Genomic DNA, 14,932 nt, shown 5'->3' with positions numbered 1-14,932 from the left:
GGGAGGCTCGCCCATGGGCGGACGCTCACACCTTTCGGAAGGATCGGTCAGGAGTCACCCATCGTAAAGGATCGGCAAAGACGGCTGCTCTTCCAGTCGGTCTCGGTCTCGCACTCACTCCGCGAGAGGTTTCACCCAACGGCTCCACTGCGGCTCGGGCCCATAGCCCGCGGCGCGCCAGGCGTGCTGCGCCGCGTGATTGCGGTCGAGCACCATCGCGTCGCCCCGCCGCCCGCCCAGCCGCACGAATCGTTCCTCCGCGGCGGCGAGGAGTGCGCTGCCGACACCTCGGCGCCGCCGGTCGGGATGGACCGCGAGCCGGTACAGGTGGCACCGCCAGCCGTCGAAACCGGCGATCACCGTTCCGGCGAGTACGCCGGCGGACTCGGCGAGGATCAGTGCCTCCGGATCACGGGCGACGAGCCGCTCGACCCCGTCCCGGTCGTCGCTGATGCTGGTTCCCTCGGCCGCCGCCTTCCAGAAGGCGAGGACGGCGTCGAGGTCGGCCGGTGTCGCGGTCCGTACGACGAGGCCGGGCATGTCCGCATCTAGATCGTTCATGCGGGGGATCCCATCACCGGGACCTCGGGAGCGTCGAACGGATTCCGCCATGTGGTCACCGGCGGCCGGTATGGCGCGGACCGACCGGTGTACGGGGCACCACGAGGCTCCTCTTGCCGGTGCTAGCACACCCGCGCTAGCGTGTTGATGTGCCCAAGACTCAGCTGAACGTGAGAGTGGACGAGGCCACCGCCGAGGCCGCGCGACAGCGCGCGCTGCAGAGGGGGATGAGCGTGAACCGCTACATAGAGGAACTCGTGAAGCAGGATGCGGGAGAGGTCGGACATACCTTTGTCGAAGCCGCGGCCGATTTCATGAAGCAGTACGAGTCGGTGTTCGCCGAGGAGTTCGGCCCGGAGCGCAAAGGCACGCGTTGAACCTCCAGATAGACCTTTCCTGGCTGCTCATGGTGGCCGAGCACAAGACCCCCGGCGATCCGCAGGTCGTCGACTGGGGTGCGCTCGTGGCCGCGGTGGCCCGTCATGAGGCCGAGATCTTCGGCAGCCCTGTTTACAGCGACCCGCATTCCAGGGCCGCGGCCCTCTTGCAGTTGCTGCTCCATGTTCCCGCGCTCGAACACTCCAACGCCATGTTCTCCTCCGCTGTCGCCTACGGCTATCTCGTCGCCTCCGGGCTGAAGGTCATCACTTCGCCCGAGCAGGTGCGCGACCTGGCCCGGCTGGTGAAGGAGGGCAAGGCGGACGTCCGGGCCATCGCCGACGAGCTGCGCCAGTGGAGCCTGTGACGTCTCCGGGTGCGCGGGACGCCTCCGATATGTGGGACATCTCCGAGGCCCTCGGTGCGTGGGACGCCTTCGGTACGGGAGCGCCTCCGGTGCGCGGTGGTGGACCGACGCGTCAGCCCACCGCGGTCGGTCGCCGCGCCACGCCCAGCACGCAGTCGGACGTGGGCAGCCGGACGCCCCGGTCCGGCATCCTGACCCGGCGGTAGGCCTCGACCGTCAACCCGGCCCTCTCGATGGCGGCCAGGGTGTCGCGCGCCGTGTGGCACCCGCCGGCCAGCAGCGGCCAGACCGTACGGTCCAGTACCCGCTGGGTGGCTGCCATGGCCCGGTCGTCGGCCCGCACGTGCTCGAAGAATCGCAGCTCACCGCCCGGCCGCAACACGCGCACGATCTCCGTGAGCGATCGCTCCGCGCTCCGTACGGTGCACAGCACCAGCGAGGTGACCGCCCCGTCGAACGCCTCGCTCTTCACCGGCAGGGCCTCCGCCGTGCCCGGCACCACATCCACCGGAATTCCGGCCCGCAGCGCCGACCGCACCGCCAACTGCCGCAGGGTGCGCTCGGGTTCGATCGCCACCACCTCCGATACCTCGGGCGGGTAGTGCGCGAAGTTCAGACCGTTGCCGGCGCCGATGTCGATGATCCGGCCGGACAGCCCGGACAACAGCTCCGCGCGCACCGCGGCCAGTCCCGCCCCGGTCTCCGCGGCCACGCTCATCCGGGCGTAGAACCTGGCGAAGGCCGGGTGGTGCACCGTGTCCTCCGGGATTCTCGTGCTGCGAAGACGCATGGCGGACCTCCTCGACACGGTGCTCGACCCGCAAGGTACGGCACTTTCGATTCTCCCCCGTCACGCACGGCTCGGCCGCTCGTCCGGGGGCCGGTTCCCGCCCAGTTCCGCCGCCAGCCAACTCCCGGCCCGCGCGCGGAAGTCGGCCGGCCCGAGCGCCCCTGCGCCGGCCGGCACCGCACCCAGCAGCGGAGCACCCGCCGCCACCGGAAGGTCCGCCATGTTGCAGCGCGCCGCGAGGTCCGGCTCGGCGGGCATGCTGCCCACCACCACACCGAGGCACTCCAGCCCCCGGGCCCGCAGGGCCTCAGAGGTCAGCGCGGTGACATTGAGCGTGCCCAGTTCCGCCTGCGTCACGACCAGAACCGGTGCGGCCAGCAGCCGGGCCGCATCGGCGAGGGTCGCGCCCTCGTCGTCGAACCGCACGAGCAGTCCGCCCGCACCCTCGATCAGCACCAGATCGTGTTCGGCTGCCAGCTTCCCGGCCGCCTCGGCGATCTCGTACGGGCGTACCGGCGGAAGACCGGCCCTGCGGGCAGCCGTGGCCGGGGCCAACGGCTCGGGGAACCGGGCCAGTTCGACCGCGGTCACATGGCCGCCCGCCAGCCGTACGACCTCGGCGGCATCCCCGGGCTCGCCGGGGGCCAGCCCTGTCTGCGCGGGCTTCAGCACCGCGACGCGGCGATCCCGGCACGCCGCCGCCACGGCCGCCGTCACGATCGTCTTGCCGATCTCCGTGCCGGTACCCGACACCACCAGAACCGTCATCTCAGCCCTCCCGCGCTGCCGCGCAGACGGCGCGGCAGATCCGCGCCACATCGTCGTCATCGGTCACATACGGCGGCATCGTGTAGACGAGATCGCGGAACGGCCGCAGCCACACGCCCTCCCGTACCGCCGCCCGGGTCGCCGCCGTCATGTCCACCTCGTGATCGAGCTGTACGACGCCGATCGCGCCCAGCACCCGCACATCCCGTACCCCGGGCAGCTCCGCCGCCGGGGCGAGACCTTTCCGCAGCCCCGTACCGATGCGCCGGACCTCCTGCTCCCAGTCCTGGCCGAGCAGCAGGTCGATGGAGGCACAGGCCACCGCGGAGGCGAGCGGATTGCCCATGAACGTCGGTCCGTGTGCCAGCACCGGCACCTCGCCGCGCGAGATGCCCTCCGCCACCCGAGAGGTGCACAGCGTCGCCGCCATTGTCAGGTAGCCGCCGGTCAGCGCCTTGCCCACGCACATGACATCGGGCGAGACCCCCGTGTGCCCGGCGGCGAACAGCTTCCCCGTGCGGCCGAACCCCGTGGCGATCTCGTCGAACACCAGCAGCACGTCATGCGCGTCGCACGCCTCGCGCAGCACCCGCAGATAGGCGGGGGAGTGGAATCGCATCCCGCCCGCACCCTGCACCACCGGCTCCACGATCACCGCGGCCAGCTGCTCGGCGTGCTCCGCGATCAGTTCCCGCAGATGGCGTGCGTACGCGGCGTCCGGCTCCGCCTCGAAACCTGCCGGTGGCTCGTCCGCGAAGATCTGCCGGGGCAGTACGCCCGACCACAGCTCGTGCATGCCGCCCTCGGGGTCGCACACCGACATCGGCTGCCAGGTGTCCCCGTGGTAGCCGCCGCGCCAGGTCAGCAGCCGCTGCTTGGCCGGCCGCCCGGCCGAGCGCCAGTACTGCAGACACATCTTCACCGCGACCTCGACCGACACCGAACCCGAGTCGGCGAGGAAGACGTGCCGCAGCGGCTCCGGGGTGATCTCGATCAGCCGGGCGGCCAGCCGCACGGCGGGCTCATGGGTGAGCCCGCCGAACATCACATGACTCATCCGGTCCAGCTGGCCGCGTGCCGCCTCGTTGAGCACCGGGTGGTTGTAGCCGTGCACCGCCGACCACCACGACGACATGCCGTCGACCAGCTCGTGCTGTCCATGGGCCGGTTCGGCGAGCCGGAGCCGCACCCCGGACGCGGACTCCACGACCAGCGGCTCCTGACGCCCCGGCATCGGGCCGTAGGGATGCCAGACGTGGGCCCGGTCCAGGGCCCGCAGCTCGGCCGGGGCGAGGGCCTCAGGCATTGGGGGCGAGATCCGTGCCCGCGCCGCGACGGCGCACCGCGACCAGATCCGTGCGTGCTGCCGGAACCTCGCCGGGTTCGGCCACGGCGTTCCCGGGCGCGTCGCCGCACGGCGCGCACCCGCCGTCGTGCGAACCGCAGCCGGCACCCGCCTGCGTCCGGTGTGCGGGCAGCGTCGTCGTCCCCGCTCCCTCCACCTCGAAACCGGCGTCCGCGATCATGTCCAGATCCGCCTGCCCCGCCTGCCCCTCACTGGTCAGGTAGTCGCCCAGGAAGATCGAGTTGACCAGGTGCAGGGCGAGCGGCTGCATCGAGCGCAGATGCACCTCGCGTCCGCCCGCGAGCCGGACCTCCACATCCGGGCAGACGAACCGGACCATGGCCAGAATGCGCAGGCACCGCTGCGGGGTGAGGTTCCACTCCTTGGCCAGCGGGGTTCCCTCGAACGGGATCAGGAAGTTCACCGGTACCGAGTCGGGGTCCAGCTCCCGCAGCGAGAAGACGACATCGACCAGATCGGCGTCGCTCTCGCCCATCCCGGCGATCAGCCCGGAGCACGCCGAGAGCCCGGCGGCCTGCGCCTGCTGCACGGTCTCCACCCGGTCCGCGTAGGTGTGGGTGGTGGTGATGTCCCCGTACGTCCCCTCGGACGTGTTGAGGTTGTGGTTGTACGCGTCGGCGCCCGCCGAACGCAGCCGGTCGGCCTGTCCGTCGGAGAGCAGACCCAGACAGGCGCACACCTCCACGCCTTCGTTCTGCTCCTTGATCGCCTCGATGGTCTCCGACACCCGGTCGACATCACGGTCCGTCGGACCGCGACCGCTCGCCACCAGGCACACCCGCTTGGCGCCACCCGCCACCCCGGCCGCGGCGGCCTTCGACGCCTCATCCGGTTTCAGCCAGGTGTACTTGAGGATCCCGGCCTTCGAGCCGAGCCGCTGCGAGCAGTACGAGCAGTCCTCGGGACAGAGCCCGGACTTGAGATTGACCAGGTAGTTCAGTTTCACGCGCCGCCCGAACCACTGACGGCGCACCTTCCCGGCCGCGGCCACCACGTCGAGCAGGTCGTCGTCCGAGGTCGCCAGTACGGCGAGTGCTTCTTCACGGGTCGGCAGCTCGCGCCGCAGCCCCTTGTCCACCAGCGTGTTCAGGAGGTCCATGGCGTTGATCCTGGCCTACGGCACGGCCCGTAGCCAAGGAGGAACCGGACAACAGAGCCCGTCTGGGGTGTGTGCATTGCCACACCATGACCTGCTGCGCCCCCGGCTAGGGTCTGTGAGCTGCCTACAAAAGGGACCGCTCATGCCCTTCGCCCCGTTCGACTGGATCGACGACGAGGCGCGCCGCCGCGCGGACGCCGGACTCGTCCGTGCACTGCGCCCCCGGCCCGCCGAATCCGCACTTCTGGACCTCGCGAGCAACGACTATCTGGGTCTGACCCGGCACCCCGAGGTCATCGCCGCCGCCGCCGAGGCCGCGCACCGATGGGGCGCGGGTGCGACCGGGTCGCGGCTCGTCACCGGCTCCACCGCACTGCACGCCGAACTCGAACACGAGCTGGCCGATTTCTGCGGGTTCGAAGCGGCCCTGGTCCTGTCGTCGGGCTACGCGGCCAACCTCGCCGCCCTCACCGCGCTGACCGGCCGCGGCTCGCTGATCGTCTCCGACGCCGGCAACCACGCCTCGATCGTGGACGGCTGCCGACTCTCCCGGGCCGAGACCGCCGTGGTACCGCATGCCGATCCCGACGCCGTACGCAAGGCCCTGCGGACGCACGAGGGCCGCGCGCTGGCGGTCACCGACTCGGTCTTCTCGGTGGACGGCGACGCCGCCCCGCTGCCCGAACTGGCCGACGCCTGCCGGACGGAGGGCGCCGCGCTGCTCGTCGACGACGCGCACGGCCTCGGTGTGCTGGGGAAGGGCGGCCGGGGCGCGCTCGCGGCCGCCGGTCTCGCGGGCGGCGACGGCATCGTCACGACGCTCACCCTCTCCAAGTCCCTGGGCAGCCAGGGCGGAGCGGTACTCGGTCCGGCCCGGGTCGTCGAACACCTGGTCAACGCGGCCCGTACGTTCATCTTCGACACGGGCCTCGCGCCGGCCGCCGCGGGCGCCGCGCTGGGCAGCCTGCGGCTGCTCCGTCGTGAGCCGGAACGTGCCGACCGGGCCCGCGGGGTCGCCACCGCGCTGTACGAGCGGCTGACCGCGGCCGGTCTGACCGCCGTACGCCCCGACGCGGCCGTGGTCTCGGTGCGGGCGCCTTCGGCGGACGCGGCGGTGCGCTGGGCGGCCGACTGCCGTACGGCGGGAGTCGTGGTGGGGTGCTTCCGGCCGCCGTCGGTGCCGGACGGTGTCTCCAGGCTCCGGCTGACCGCGCGAGCCGATCTGACCGAGGAACAGATCGCCGAAGCGGTGGCGATCGTGCGGCGGACCGCTCCCGTCAGCAGCTGACCGGACCCCGGTGAAGGCCGGAGACGAACGATGTCCAGGCCGCCGCGGAGAACCGCAGCGGTGGCCTGGACACATCCTTGGAGTCCCGCACGGCCAGCCGTCCGCCACCGAACGGCGCGGCCTCCACGCAGTTGTTCATACCTGTGCTGCGGCTGCTGCGCCGCCACCGTAACTCGTGCTGTGCGAGGCAATCCGACATGACGCCCCCTCGGGCAGTCCGGGGTCACTGACCGTCGCGGTCGATCGCGGCGATGAGCTCCAACGAGTGCTGCGGCGACAGCGCGTGTGACTGCATCGTGCGGAAGGCCGAGCTGTACGCCTCAAGGTCTTCTTTCCGCTCCAGGTAGAGGCTACTCGTCAAATGGTCGAGAACTACCACGTCCAGATCAGAAGTGTTCGGAAATGAGAAGATAACGAAAGGGCCGGTGAGGCCGGTGTATCCACCGACCGAGAACGGCAGCAACTGAAGCTGCACGTGAGGCAGTTGAGCCACGCGAGTCAGATGGCGCAGCTGGTTTCGCATCACCCGGCACCCGCCGACCTGACGTCGTAGCACCGCCTCGTCGAGCACCGCGCTCAGCCGCAGCGGCGGATCGGTCCGCAGCACCCCCTGCCGGGCGAGCCGTACCTCCACCAGGGAGTCCAGCTGGCGGGCGGGCAGCCCGTCGAGTGACGCCCGGGTCACCGCACGGGCGTAGTCCGCCGTCTGCAGGAGCCCTGGAACCACCGAGGTCTCCAGGGTCCGCGCGGTACGCGCCTGGGACTCCAGGCTGATGAAGTCGCGGTACTGGGGCGGAATCAGACCGCGATAGGCATGCCACCAGCCGGTGCCGCCACCACCCGCCGAACCCGCCAGCGCCTCCAGGAGCGTGCGCAGTTGCGGGTCGTCCACGCCGTACACGTCCAGCAGCCGTGCCACATCGGCCGGCCGCACTCCACTGACACCCGTCTCGATCCGGCTGACCTTCGACTGGTGCCAGCCGATTATCCGCGCGGCGTCCCGGCTGGTCAGTCCCGACGCATGGCGCAGACTCCGGAGCTCCTCCCCGAGCTTGCGGCGCCGTACCGCAGGGCCATGGTGCATCCGCGGCCTCCCTCCCTCTTCTGCCGAGCGGACAGTGTGGCCTCCGCATGCGGCCTTGTGCGGCAGGTTCACCGCATTGAGCGACAGATATATGCATATCTTGGTGGATCGCCGTCACAGGGGGCAGCATCAGTGGCAATCTGGCGCGAAGCGCAACCCGGACCGAACGTGGGTCGGTCCGGGTGGGAAAGGGGCGGCTCGCCATGGCAGACCACCAAGAAGCAAGCGTCACCCTGCCGAGCGAGCCGGTCTCGGTCGCGGCGGCCCGCAGATATGTGGACCGGGTGCTCACCGAATGGGGCCTGGCCGCCGGTACCGAGTTCGCCGACAGCATCCGGCTCATCGTCTCGGAGCTCGCGACCAACGCCGTCCAGCACACCTTCGGGCAGTCGCCCACCTTCACCGTGGAGCTGAGGCTGGAGCGGGAGGAGGAGTTGCGTCTCGGGGTGACGGACAGTCACCCGCGTCGGCCGCGGCGACTGCCTGCCGCCGTTCAGCAGGACAACGGGCGAGGTTTGGTGATCGTCCGCTGTCTGGCCAAGGAATGCGGCGGCCGACTCGCCGTCACCCCCACCGCCGACGGCGGCAAGACGGTCTGGATCGAGCTCCCGTGGAACCTTCCCGTACAGAACTGACCGGCTTTTGCCCGCGACGTTCTCCGCGGTCGGCCGACGGCCGCGGCACGTTCGCCGACCGCACTCCCCGGGCAGCGCGCTAGGTTTGCGGATCGATCCCTGCCCGACGGCTGTTGGAGTTCCACAGTGACCGAAGTTGTGCTGTTTCACCATGCTCAGGGCCTCACCCCGGGCGTGACGGCCTTTGCCGACGCATTGCGCACCGAAGGGCATACCGTCCATACGCCCGACCTGTACGAAGGCCGCACCTTCGACACCCTGGACGGGGGACTGGCGCATCTGGAACAGATCGGCGTCGACAAAATACTCGATCGCGGCGTGCTGGCGGTGGCCGACTCACCGGCCGAGCTGGTCTACATCGGGTTCTCCCTCGGCGTGCTGCCGGCGCAGAAGCTGGCCCAGACGCGGCCCGGCGCCCGCGGTGCCGTATTCGCCCACTCGTGCGTGCCGAGTTCCTGCTTCGGAACGTGGCCGTCGCAGGTCCCGGTCCGCATCCACGCCATGGAGGAGGACCGTCTCTTCACCACCGAGGGCGACGCGGACGCCGCCCGCGCACTCGTCGACGAGGCTCCCGATGCCGAATTGTTCCTCTACCCCGGTGACCAGCACCTGTTCGTGGACAACTCGCTGCCGGCCCACGACGCCGAGGCTGCCGCGCTGATGCTCGACCGCACGCTGACGTTCCTCCGCTCGCGGTGAGCCGAGTCCGGTGCCCGCGACCGCCGGTCTCGGGGCCGACGCCGATCGGGCCCCGGGCGGCGATCCGCCCCCGCGAGGATCCCGCCCGTCGCCGCGCGGCGACGGCCGAACGGCCCGAGCGGGGTCGGGCCCGCGGGCGACGGCCCGGCGGGGGCGCCGGCCGCCGGACGGGGCGGTGGGATGCCGCGCGCTCCCGACCGCGTGATCATCCGCCCTCGCCGCCCGGTCGCCGGGCCGACGCCGCCCGTCCGAACCCACTGCGCAACAGCGCCTGAAGCGTCGCCGCGGCGGCGCTCGCCCGGTCACCGCGGTGCACCACCGAGATGGTCCGCCGGAACGAGGCGGGTTCGAGCCGTCGTACGGACAGCGGCGTCGGAGACATCGCGGCGACCATCTCCGGGACGACCGCCATCCCGATGCCCGCGCTGACCAGCGCGCAGACCAGCGCGTAGCCGGGCGACTCGCAGACCACGGCGGGTGTCGCCCCTGCCCGGGCCAACGCCTGTTCCACCCCGCGACGCGGCGGATGCGTCGGCGCGCTGCTGATCAGCGGCCGCCCCGCGAGCTCCGTCACCGGCAGCCGCCCGGTGCCTTCGGCCAGCATCTGCCCCACCTCCGTGATCAGGACCAGTTCCTCGACCAGCAGCGGCTCGGCGAATACGCCGGAGGGCCAGGCGGCCGGGGGCGCCGGCTCGTACACGTGGGTCAGCGCGAGGTCGACCTCGCCGGCGGCCACCGCGGCGACGCCGTCCGGTGGCTCGTACTCGGTGACCGCCAGTTCCACGTCCGGGTGGGCGCGACGGAAGGCGCTCAGGACCGGTGGCAGCAGATGGATGCCCGCGGTGGTGAAGGTACCGACCCGGAGGCGTCCGCCGGAGAGCCCGGACAGCCGGGCCAGCTCGTGGCGGGCCCGGTCCATCTCGTCGAGGATCCGCCGGGCGCGCCCGGCCAGCAGCTCACCCGCCGCGGTGAGGCGTGCCCCCCGGTGGTGGCGCACCAGCAGCGCGGCGCCGGCCTCCCGCTCCAGCTTGGCGAGCTGCTGGGAGAGGGCGGGCGCGGTGTAGCCGAGGCGGGCGGCGGCCCGGGTGATCGATCCGGCCTCGGCGACCGCCACCAGCGCCGCGAGCCGTGTGGGGTCGTACATTAAGCGTTCCTTTTGGCAGACCTAGAAGATTGCAAGTACACGCTAAAGGCTCCGCTGGTCCAGGGTGGACCCATGGACGCACAACTGATCGCCTTCACCGGGGTCGCCGCGGGCATGGTCGCGCTGCCGGGCGCGGACTTCACCGTCGTCGTACGCAACGCGCTCGCCTCCCGGTCGGCGGGGGTGGCGACCGCGCTGGGCGTTGCCGGGGGACTCCTCGTGCACACCGCGCTGGCCGTCGCCGGGCTCGCCGCGGTGCTTGTGGCGGTGCCCGTCCTGTTCCGCACCGTCCAGCTGCTCGGCGGGGCCTACGTCCTCTACCTGGGCATCGGCGCCCTGTACGCGGCACGGCGCCGCACCACCACGGACACGGGTGGGACCGCGGACGAACCGGCCGGCCGGGGATCCGCACGCGCGCTGCGTCAGGGGTTCCTCACCAATGCCCTCAATCCCAAGGCGCCGGTGCTCTTCCTGAGCCTGCTGCCGCAGTTCGTTCCCGACGGGCAGCCGCCGCTCCCGAGGACCTTGCTGCTCGCGGTGATCGTCGTGCTGCTCGCCCTGGTCTGGTTCCCCGCCGTGGCGCTTCTGGTGGACCGGATGGGCCGGTGGCTGCGCCGGCCGCGTACCGCCCGCGCCATCGAGGGCGGCAGCGGCGCGGCGCTCACCGCGTTGGGGCTGGTGCTGGTGTCGGGTCCCCTGGTGCACTGAGGCCCCTCCGTGCCGAGGTCCCGCTGCGAGAAGGGGCGGACCGGCGCCGGAGGCCGGGCTCGTCCGGCGGATCACTGCCGGGTCGCGCCCCGGTCCGCGGTCCGCCGGACAGGTGTCAGCGGACCCGCCCGTAGTAGACGCGCTTCGTCCAGATCTTCTCCAGCCGGACCACCGCGCCGGTCCTCGGCGAGTGCCAGATCTTGTTGTGACCGGCGTAGATCCCGACGTGGTAGACGCTGCGGCCGGAATGGAAGAAGACCAGATCGCCGCGTTGCCTGTGCGAGGCCGAGATGTGGCGGGTCTTGTTGTACTGCTGCTGGGCCGTGCGGGGGAGCTTCTTGCCCGCCTTCTTGAATGCATAGGACGTCAGGCCCGAGCAGTCGAAGCGGTTGGGGCCGGTGGCCCCCCAGCTGTACGGCGAACCCTTTTTGGAAGCGGCGACCTTGAGCGCCTTCATCGACAGAGTCGCTGCCTGGGCTTCCGGAGCGGCGCCCGGGGCGAGCATGGTGCCGCCGACGGCGGCCAGAGTCAGAACCGAGGCCGTGCCGGCCCGGGCGAGCAGAGACGGGACATGAACCTGCGCAGTCATGCGCAACCCTTCGTCAGCCGCCTGTGAAGGATGACCTGTCGGGTTCGGGCTGGCGAAGTTGCCCGGCCGCGCTCGGCGGCTTCACCCCGAGGGCCGACCGTTGATCCGGTCGACCCGTTGTGCTCGGGTCCTCCACTCCTGCCGATCCACTTCTGTCGACCAGTCATCCGGGCGGCGGCAGGACTCGGCGTCCGCCCGGACCGCCCCGCCGCGGTGGCGGGGGCTTGTCGTCCCAGGGATCTTGACTCACCGACTGCCGGATTTCCGAGGGGAAACGGCGATTTGTGAGGCTCCTCACGACTGACCCGTTCGGGTGGAGCCGATGCTTTCGGGGGGCCTGGCGGTCACTCGGACCGGTCCCGCACCAGGGGCGGAATCAAGGATTCCGCCCACTGCCCATCCGAAAAACGCAAGTGGAGACATCCCCCGTGAGGGGGACTTTCTACGCCGAAAGAGCGAGGAATTCCGATGTGGCCACCGGGCGTGTCGCGAAGGGGAGTTGGCTGCCTCCTCGGGCGGGGTGAGGGGAGTTGGGCGGGCGGTGCCGGGGCCCGGTGACGAACCGGCAGATCAACTCGCCGGTGCGGGGGGTACGGTGACGCGCCCGGCCCGCCGTTCCCCGTCCAGTACCCGCAGCGCCCGTGCCAGGGTGGCGGCGTGGATCCGCGCCTCGCCGCGCTCGTGCATCAACACGAGGGCGTCCCGCAGCGCGCCCGCCCGTGAGGCCAGTGCCTGTGCGGCCCGCAGGGCGCTGTAGGTGTCGCTGCCGTGGGCCGGGTTGATCCGGCCCAGTTGGTCGAGGACTTCGAGATAGCGGTCGATGAACTCCCCCTCGGCGCGTGTCAGTGCGGGGAGCGGCGGCAACTCTGGCGGCTGCATCGGGCGTTCACCGCGTACCGTGCGGCGGGAGCGACGACTTCCGGCTCTCCGTGATGTGGTCCACCAGGCCGTAGGCCTTGGCGCCCGGGGCATCGAGGATGAGATCGCGCTCGATGTCGGCGGCGATCCGCTCGGCGTCGCGGCCGGTATGACGGGTCAGCAGTGTGATGAGCATCTCGCGGACCCGTTCCCATTCCCGTGCCTCGATCTCCAGATCGGACGGCTGGCCCTGCACCGGCTCGGTGAGTGCGGGCTGCTGCACGACGACCCGGGCGCCGGGCAGTGCGTGCCGCCTGCCGGGGGCGCCCGCCGCGAGCAGTACCGACGCGCAGGAACCTGCCTGGCCGAGGCAGTAGGTCTCCACCTCGCAGGTGAGGTACTCCATCGTGTCGTAGATCGCGGACATGGCCCCGAACGAGCCGCCGGGGGAGTTGATGTAGAGGGAGATGGGCCGGTCCGGGGCGGCGTATTCCAGGTACATGAACTGGGCGATCAGATCGTTGGCCGCGGTGTCGTCGACCGGGGTGCCGAGGAAGACGATCCGTTCGGCGAGCAGCTTGGAGTACGGGTCGAGGGTGCGGGTCCCGTTGCTCGTGCGCTCGGTGAACTCGGGCAGCACGTGGCGGGCGGCGGGGCGGAACAGCATGGATGATGCCTTTCCTCAGGGATCTGTACGGGGTTCGCGCAGGCGAGGTCTGCGCAAGCCTCTGTAAAAAATGTACAGGACGTACAGAAGGTTATGATGAGGGAACATCCCAGTGATCCACTGAAAGGCCCAGGCCAGAGGCTGTTTTGCTGTTCGCCGAGGGCGGATATCTCACAATCTGTCACGACGTCTTGATCATCAGGCTGCTTCGCCCTCACTGAAACCGAGTAGAGAAGTGAGGTGGTCCGAAGCGACGAGCCGGACCTTCCGCAGCTCCACCTTCCGCTGCAAGGAGTACGCGGCCTCACGCAGGTGGCGAGTCGTGAGCGGCTGGCCGAGGTGGTCGACGAACATGTAGCCAGAGCGCTGATGGAGCGCGCCCATCGACATCTGCTCTACCTCTTGCGTCACCTGATGGGCGAGCATCGCCTGCTTCACCGGTAGCGGCAGCGGCAGTGTGCGTTCGCCCGCCTCGGTTTTGGTGTCCTTCTCCAGCACCCGGGCGTTGCCGATCATCGTCCTGGTGTTGGCGATGACCAGCGTTTCGGCGTCGAAGTCGATGTCCTCTCAGCGCAGTCCGGCGACCTCAGCGGGACACAGGCCCATGAGGCTGAATATCAGCGGGGCAAACAGGCATTCGTTCTTGATGCCGAGAAGGAAGTCCTTGGCCTCGACGACGTTCCACGGGGCGGGACGCTTGTTGGTGCGCTTGTCCTCCTTGCGGGCGCGGCGAGGGATCTTCACGTACTCGGCGACGTTGACATGCACCAATTTCCGCACGACGGCCCGACCGCGGGCCTCTTTCAGGCGACTGAGCACCCCTTGGGCCGTCGAGGGGCGCAGTCCTGTGCCGGCTTGGCCGCCGCGCCTGCGGGCGCCGAAGAGTAGCCAGGCGACCATGGACTCGACGTGTTCCTCCGTCAGTTCCTGCAGGCGCATCTAGCCGAGGTAGGAATGCACGTGGACCAAAGCGTTCTTGTACCCCTGGACCGTGCTCTCCTCCAGGTCCTCGGCCTTCTTGGCCAGCCAGATGTCGAGCCACTCGGGCAGCGTGATCTTGCTCGGCACGACGAACATGCCCGTCGCCCGCTGATTGCGGATGCGGGCGATCTCGTCACGCACCTCTGTGGCGGTGTCCATCGTGACGGTGCGCTGCTTGCGCTTGCCTTGGGCGCCATGGTCCATGTCGACGACGGCGCGGTAACGGACCTTGCCGCTCTACGACGTGACCTTCTTGATCTGCGGCATGTACCCCCCATAACTGGCCTACTTCAGCAGGCTTCCTGAAGTGCCTACGGTAAGCCGCGATTCCTCCTGCCCGGGAGGCGTTCCGCCTGGCCGGGCCGGCACGGCCATGCTCCCGTCATAGATCAGTGAGAGAGCGCGTGAGATGACGAAGCCCCGTCAGCACGCTCCGGCGAAGCTTCGTCGCGCAACGGGCTACGACGTCGTGTGGCATTCGGCACGGGCAGCGTTGTACTCCGGCTCTCCGCTATCAAGCACGCGTAGCAAGGACGCGGTGACGACGCGAGTCGAGCGGCCAATCCTGAGTACCCGGCACGGGAACTCGCCCCGATGAACCAGTGCGTAGCCCTTCGCCCGGGAAAGCCCAACGCCTTCGACGCGTCCGCGACGCTTCCCGTTCCGCCCCACATGGCTCGAATGCGTGCGGAGTTGTACTGCGATTCCGGCAGCTCGGGAGTTTCTTTGTGCAATAGGATTCTCCAGGTCATTTTGGGTCCGCATTCAACGAGTCTGACTAAGAGCACGTGTGGCTGACCTGCGGTTTTATGGTGGAAGTAACTGCATCGGCATCGATTTCGGGACCTCGTTCGGAGATTCTTGACGTTGGGATGACGCTTGCTCCGAGGTTCTGGCCGAGCCGCATGGCTCTGTTCGCTGGGGCGATCACGAGGTGATTTGGGTATCTC

20 protein-coding genes and 1 riboswitch are annotated in these 14,932 nt (G+C 70.1%); of the genes, 6 read left to right on the top strand and 14 right to left on the bottom strand.

Going from position 1 to position 14,932, the window contains the following annotated elements:
* Window positions 1-114: 114 nt before the first annotated feature.
* Window positions 115-540 carry a GNAT family N-acetyltransferase gene (locus ACIOMQ_RS37800; RefSeq protein ID WP_401267155.1) on the bottom strand — a complete coding sequence of 142 codons (426 nt, stop codon included), beginning with the start codon at window positions 538-540 and terminating at the stop codon, window positions 115-117.
* 170 nt (window positions 541-710) lie between these two features.
* Between ACIOMQ_RS37800 and ACIOMQ_RS37795 the strand changes: the two genes are divergently transcribed.
* Both ACIOMQ_RS37795 and ACIOMQ_RS37790 read left to right on the top strand, forming a co-directional pair.
* A complete protein-coding gene (locus ACIOMQ_RS37795) occupies window positions 711-938 on the top strand; it encodes a hypothetical protein (RefSeq protein ID WP_030921856.1) in 228 nt (75 codons plus the stop codon).
* On the top strand, window positions 935-1,306 hold the full coding sequence (locus ACIOMQ_RS37790) for a fic family toxin-antitoxin system, toxin component (protein WP_093551070.1): 372 nt from the start codon (window positions 935-937) through the stop codon (window positions 1,304-1,306). Before ACIOMQ_RS37795 ends, ACIOMQ_RS37790 begins: the two co-directional genes overlap by 4 nt.
* Window positions 1,307-1,418: 112 nt before the next feature.
* Here ACIOMQ_RS37790 and ACIOMQ_RS37785 read toward each other — a convergent pair whose 3' ends face one another.
* Genes ACIOMQ_RS37785 through bioB form a run of 4 tightly spaced genes read right to left on the bottom strand, consistent with a single transcriptional unit; the run spans window position 1,419 to window position 5,329 of the window.
* On the bottom strand, window positions 1,419-2,096 hold the full coding sequence (locus ACIOMQ_RS37785; protein WP_402192314.1) for a class I SAM-dependent methyltransferase: 678 nt from the start codon (window positions 2,094-2,096) through the stop codon (window positions 1,419-1,421).
* A gap of 60 nt (window positions 2,097-2,156) precedes the next feature.
* Window positions 2,157-2,864 carry a dethiobiotin synthase gene (gene bioD, locus ACIOMQ_RS37780; protein ID WP_401266791.1) on the bottom strand — a complete coding sequence of 236 codons (708 nt, stop codon included), beginning with the start codon at window positions 2,862-2,864 and terminating at the stop codon, window positions 2,157-2,159.
* A 1-nt stretch (window position 2,865) separates the two neighbouring features.
* Complete coding sequence (locus ACIOMQ_RS37775) at window positions 2,866-4,170, bottom strand: adenosylmethionine--8-amino-7-oxononanoate transaminase (protein ID WP_402192312.1); 1,305 nt, start codon at window positions 4,168-4,170, stop codon at window positions 2,866-2,868.
* Window positions 4,163-5,329: a biotin synthase BioB gene (gene bioB, locus ACIOMQ_RS37770; protein ID WP_362209998.1), complete on the bottom strand. Its 1,167-nt coding sequence runs from the start codon at window positions 5,327-5,329 to the stop codon at window positions 4,163-4,165. Before bioB ends, ACIOMQ_RS37775 begins: the two co-directional genes overlap by 8 nt.
* Window positions 5,330-5,471: 142 nt before the next feature.
* On the opposite strand from bioB, the gene ACIOMQ_RS37765 reads away from it, so the two are divergent.
* Window positions 5,472-6,617, top strand: coding sequence for an 8-amino-7-oxononanoate synthase (locus ACIOMQ_RS37765; RefSeq protein ID WP_362210001.1), 1,146 nt, complete (start codon window positions 5,472-5,474; stop codon window positions 6,615-6,617).
* On the opposite strand, the gene ACIOMQ_RS37760 is transcribed toward ACIOMQ_RS37765, so the two are convergent.
* On the bottom strand, window positions 6,607-6,816 hold the full coding sequence (locus ACIOMQ_RS37760; protein WP_362210004.1) for a DUF397 domain-containing protein: 210 nt from the start codon (window positions 6,814-6,816) through the stop codon (window positions 6,607-6,609). The genes ACIOMQ_RS37765 and ACIOMQ_RS37760 overlap by 11 nt on opposite strands.
* A 24-nt stretch (window positions 6,817-6,840) precedes the next feature.
* Window positions 6,841-7,701: a helix-turn-helix transcriptional regulator gene (locus ACIOMQ_RS37755; RefSeq protein WP_362210007.1), complete on the bottom strand. Its 861-nt coding sequence runs from the start codon at window positions 7,699-7,701 to the stop codon at window positions 6,841-6,843.
* A gap of 203 nt (window positions 7,702-7,904) precedes the next feature.
* On the opposite strand from ACIOMQ_RS37755, the gene ACIOMQ_RS37750 reads away from it, so the two are divergent.
* Both ACIOMQ_RS37750 and ACIOMQ_RS37745 read left to right on the top strand, forming a co-directional pair.
* Window positions 7,905-8,336, top strand: coding sequence for an ATP-binding protein (locus ACIOMQ_RS37750; protein WP_401942987.1), 432 nt, complete (start codon window positions 7,905-7,907; stop codon window positions 8,334-8,336).
* 126 nt (window positions 8,337-8,462) lie between these two features.
* A complete protein-coding gene (locus tag ACIOMQ_RS37745; protein ID WP_401988716.1) occupies window positions 8,463-9,035 on the top strand; it encodes a dienelactone hydrolase family protein in 573 nt (190 codons plus the stop codon).
* Between the two features lie 205 nt (window positions 9,036-9,240).
* Here ACIOMQ_RS37745 and ACIOMQ_RS37740 read toward each other — a convergent pair whose 3' ends face one another.
* Entirely contained in the window at window positions 9,241-10,179 is a 939-nt protein-coding gene (locus tag ACIOMQ_RS37740; protein WP_362210016.1) for a LysR family transcriptional regulator, read from the bottom strand.
* A gap of 72 nt (window positions 10,180-10,251) precedes the next feature.
* Between ACIOMQ_RS37740 and ACIOMQ_RS37735 the strand changes: the two genes are divergently transcribed.
* On the top strand, window positions 10,252-10,887 hold the full coding sequence (locus tag ACIOMQ_RS37735; protein ID WP_362210019.1) for a LysE family translocator: 636 nt from the start codon (window positions 10,252-10,254) through the stop codon (window positions 10,885-10,887).
* Between the two features lie 115 nt (window positions 10,888-11,002).
* Here the strand turns inward: ACIOMQ_RS37735 and ACIOMQ_RS37730 are convergent, their stop codons facing one another.
* From ACIOMQ_RS37730 to ACIOMQ_RS37705, 6 genes are all read right to left on the bottom strand, one after another.
* Complete coding sequence (locus ACIOMQ_RS37730) at window positions 11,003-11,476, bottom strand: C40 family peptidase (RefSeq protein ID WP_362210022.1); 474 nt, start codon at window positions 11,474-11,476, stop codon at window positions 11,003-11,005.
* A 3-nt stretch (window positions 11,477-11,479) separates the two neighbouring features.
* A riboswitch (cyclic di-AMP (ydaO/yuaA leader) is annotated at window positions 11,480-11,666 on the bottom strand.
* Window positions 11,667-12,046: 380 nt separating this feature from the next.
* The gene (locus tag ACIOMQ_RS37725; RefSeq protein WP_362210025.1) at window positions 12,047-12,355 is read right to left on the bottom strand and encodes a hypothetical protein; all 309 of its coding nucleotides are present in this window, start codon (window positions 12,353-12,355) and stop codon (window positions 12,047-12,049) included.
* Window positions 12,356-12,362: 7 nt separating this feature from the next.
* Window positions 12,363-12,998, bottom strand: coding sequence for an ATP-dependent Clp protease proteolytic subunit (locus ACIOMQ_RS37720; RefSeq protein ID WP_362210083.1), 636 nt, complete (start codon window positions 12,996-12,998; stop codon window positions 12,363-12,365).
* A 201-nt stretch (window positions 12,999-13,199) separates the two neighbouring features.
* Window positions 13,200-13,517, bottom strand: coding sequence for a hypothetical protein (locus ACIOMQ_RS37715; protein WP_401266810.1), 318 nt, complete (start codon window positions 13,515-13,517; stop codon window positions 13,200-13,202).
* Window positions 13,518-13,568: 51 nt separating this feature from the next.
* Window positions 13,569-13,940 carry a hypothetical protein gene (locus ACIOMQ_RS37710; RefSeq protein ID WP_402192307.1) on the bottom strand — a complete coding sequence of 124 codons (372 nt, stop codon included), beginning with the start codon at window positions 13,938-13,940 and terminating at the stop codon, window positions 13,569-13,571.
* The gene (locus ACIOMQ_RS37705; RefSeq protein WP_401758498.1) at window positions 13,941-14,186 is read right to left on the bottom strand and encodes a hypothetical protein; all 246 of its coding nucleotides are present in this window, start codon (window positions 14,184-14,186) and stop codon (window positions 13,941-13,943) included.
* Window positions 14,187-14,932: the final 746 nt, after the last annotated feature.

The sequence above is a fragment of the Streptomyces sp. NPDC087845 genome, assembly GCF_044742755.1.
In the GTDB taxonomy this organism is placed as follows: domain Bacteria; phylum Actinomycetota; class Actinomycetes; order Streptomycetales; family Streptomycetaceae; genus Streptomyces.
The sequence above is the reverse complement of the archived record's forward strand: the minus strand, read 5'-3'. Positions and strand labels throughout refer to the sequence as shown.

What these genes read in the sequence shown, in the direction of transcription:
- ACIOMQ_RS37800 (WP_401267155.1), bottom strand. Translation starts at nt 540, where the DNA reads ATGCCCGGCCTCGTCGTACGGACCGCGACACCGGCCGACCTCGACGCC.
- ACIOMQ_RS37785 (WP_402192314.1), bottom strand. Translation starts at nt 2,096, where the DNA reads ATGCGTCTTCGCAGCACGAGAATCCCGGAGGACACGGTGCACCACCCG.
- bioD (WP_401266791.1), bottom strand. Translation starts at nt 2,864, where the DNA reads ATGACGGTTCTGGTGGTGTCGGGTACCGGCACGGAGATCGGCAAGACG.
- ACIOMQ_RS37775 (WP_402192312.1), bottom strand. Translation starts at nt 4,170, where the DNA reads ATGCCTGAGGCCCTCGCCCCGGCCGAGCTGCGGGCCCTGGACCGGGCC.
- bioB (WP_362209998.1), bottom strand. Translation starts at nt 5,329, where the DNA reads ATGGACCTCCTGAACACGCTGGTGGACAAGGGGCTGCGGCGCGAGCTG.
- ACIOMQ_RS37765 (WP_362210001.1), top strand. Translation starts at nt 5,472, where the DNA reads ATGCCCTTCGCCCCGTTCGACTGGATCGACGACGAGGCGCGCCGCCGC.
- ACIOMQ_RS37760 (WP_362210004.1), bottom strand. Translation starts at nt 6,816, where the DNA reads ATGTCGGATTGCCTCGCACAGCACGAGTTACGGTGGCGGCGCAGCAGC.
- ACIOMQ_RS37755 (WP_362210007.1), bottom strand. Translation starts at nt 7,701, where the DNA reads ATGCACCATGGCCCTGCGGTACGGCGCCGCAAGCTCGGGGAGGAGCTC.
- ACIOMQ_RS37750 (WP_401942987.1), top strand. Translation starts at nt 7,905, where the DNA reads ATGGCAGACCACCAAGAAGCAAGCGTCACCCTGCCGAGCGAGCCGGTC.
- ACIOMQ_RS37740 (WP_362210016.1), bottom strand. Translation starts at nt 10,179, where the DNA reads ATGTACGACCCCACACGGCTCGCGGCGCTGGTGGCGGTCGCCGAGGCC.
- ACIOMQ_RS37735 (WP_362210019.1), top strand. Translation starts at nt 10,252, where the DNA reads ATGGACGCACAACTGATCGCCTTCACCGGGGTCGCCGCGGGCATGGTC.
- ACIOMQ_RS37730 (WP_362210022.1), bottom strand. Translation starts at nt 11,476, where the DNA reads ATGACTGCGCAGGTTCATGTCCCGTCTCTGCTCGCCCGGGCCGGCACG.
- ACIOMQ_RS37725 (WP_362210025.1), bottom strand. Translation starts at nt 12,355, where the DNA reads ATGCAGCCGCCAGAGTTGCCGCCGCTCCCCGCACTGACACGCGCCGAG.
- ACIOMQ_RS37715 (WP_401266810.1), bottom strand. Translation starts at nt 13,517, where the DNA reads ATGATCGGCAACGCCCGGGTGCTGGAGAAGGACACCAAAACCGAGGCG.
- ACIOMQ_RS37710 (WP_402192307.1), bottom strand. Translation starts at nt 13,940, where the DNA reads ATGCGCCTGCAGGAACTGACGGAGGAACACGTCGAGTCCATGGTCGCC.
- ACIOMQ_RS37705 (WP_401758498.1), bottom strand. Translation starts at nt 14,186, where the DNA reads ATGGACCATGGCGCCCAAGGCAAGCGCAAGCAGCGCACCGTCACGATG.